General features: G+C 66.4%; 2 protein-coding genes. One reads left to right on the top strand and one right to left on the bottom strand.

The window, feature by feature from the left end; genetic code table 11:
* Window positions 1–665 precede the first annotated feature (665 nt).
* On the bottom strand, window positions 666–944 hold the full coding sequence (locus ACFRAL_RS17340) for a helix-turn-helix domain-containing protein (RefSeq protein ID WP_376180853.1): 279 nt from the start codon (window positions 942–944) through the stop codon (window positions 666–668).
* Window positions 945–1425: 481 nt separating this feature from the next.
* On the opposite strand from ACFRAL_RS17340, the gene ACFRAL_RS17345 reads away from it, so the two are divergent.
* Window positions 1426–1620 carry a hypothetical protein gene (locus tag ACFRAL_RS17345; protein ID WP_375821542.1) on the top strand — a complete coding sequence of 65 codons (195 nt, stop codon included), beginning with the start codon at window positions 1426–1428 and terminating at the stop codon, window positions 1618–1620.
* The last annotated feature ends 3 nt before the right edge of the window (window positions 1621–1623 follow it).

Consider the following 1623-nt stretch of genomic DNA (forward strand, 5'->3'; position numbering starts at 1 on the left):
CGCGATGGTAGCGCCCCGTCCCGGGGCTTTCGCTCGTGCTGATCTCGTACCCCCCACCGGCCGGCGTCTGCACCCCCCAACCCGGCTGAGGTCTAGGGCGGTCGCTACCGCGACCGTACCGGTCCGTCCCGGACCTACTCCCCCAGAGTGCTTGCCCGCTCGCGCGTGTGCGCGGCACCTGGTCCCGGGGGTCGATCGCGCAGGGCTCCAGGCCCACCGTTTGCGTGATCGTCTCGGGAGAGATCGTTGCCGAGTGAAGAGGGTCGGCTGTGCGGCACTCCGTCTAACGGCGTTACACCGGGGATCAGCCGGCGGGCAGTGCACCGAGCTGCCAAGGGTAGGTGCGGGTGCCAGCGCGTCACGTCGTCCCGTCGCGCTGGCGAGCCCGGGGAAGGGCGCCTCTGTGGAGTTGTCCAGGGGTGGTCAGTTGCCGCGGGCCGCCCGGTGCTGGCGTGCGCGAGCGGACGCGGCCGACTCGATCGCGAGCCATGCGGGGATGGCCACGCGGGCAGGCCGAGGTGCCGGCGCAGCAGGAGGCCGCGTCGGCGTGGGGTCTTCGGGGATGGCTGCGGGGTCGGTCAGGCAGGACGCGCAGGAGCCATCGGTGAGTTGTCCGGGGTGGCCGCACGAGGTGCAGCGGGGGCCGCGGTATTCGCGACGGGCGGTCACAGGGCTGCGATGCCGTCGATGGGTCCGGGCATGACCCGTGGCATGGGGAACTCGGTCTGTCCGGGGACGTGGGGTGCGGGGGCCGGCCTACCGGCGGCGTCCGCGCGGTCGTGGGCGTCCTGGTGGCGCTGGTCGCGGTAGGCCAGGTAGTCCTCGCGGAAGATGCGGTACGTGCGCCTGCCCAGCTTCAGGGCGGGGATCTCCCCGTCCGCAATCCAGCGGTAGACAGTCATGGGCGTGACGCGCAGCTCTTCAGCTACCTCGGCTACGGTCATGTACTGCGGGAGGGGGGATGTGGCCTCGGTCACGATATTTTTCTCCGTCCGCCCGGGTAGCGTCTTTCCGCAAGTGTTTGACCTGCGGTTTTGTCCACCTGCGGGCGTTTTTTCGTTCCAGATGGAAATATCTGGTCCGCGAAAATTTCCGCAGGTCAGAGGGCAACCATCCGAATGTGGAGAAAATCTGTAGACGCTAGGCGCAGAAAATGTCGACTCAGAGAGACCGTGCTACTCTTCACGAAGCAGCTCACCCGTGGGGTTGCCGCTGGTCTTTCTTAGGGCGACTTCAACGTCCCAGCGGCTCAAGACCCCTCGACAAGACGGGTTGGGCCGCCGTGACCCCCGGTGAGTGTCGATCACCGGGGGTCAACTTCTTGCCTCACCATACACCGGGCTGCGCGTTTCGGACGATCGCGCCCGTACACAAGTCTGTGACAGACCAGACCTATTGCCCTATGTATGCATGTACATTATCTCCATGAGGAATCCACTTGCGGACAAGCTACTTAGCTTCGAGCAAACTACGGCGGACGTAAGGGACACGAGCAGAAAAATCGGCACCGCTGCGGAGTCTCAGGCCACCCTGAACATCGCACTGACCGCGGTCGCGGTGACCGCGCTCATCGTGGCCGCGCTGCTGGTGCACGACACGCGGGTGAACGGCCATGGCTGACAC

Origin of the sequence: Microbacterium sp. NPDC056736, assembly GCF_042790415.1 — a bacterium.
Lineage (GTDB): Bacteria > Actinomycetota > Actinomycetes > Actinomycetales > Microbacteriaceae > Microbacterium.

What these genes read in the sequence shown, in the direction of transcription:
- ACFRAL_RS17340 (WP_376180853.1), bottom strand. Translation starts at nt 944, where the DNA reads ATGACCGTAGCCGAGGTAGCTGAAGAGCTGCGCGTCACGCCCATGACT.
- ACFRAL_RS17345 (WP_375821542.1), top strand. Translation starts at nt 1,426, where the DNA reads ATGAGGAATCCACTTGCGGACAAGCTACTTAGCTTCGAGCAAACTACG.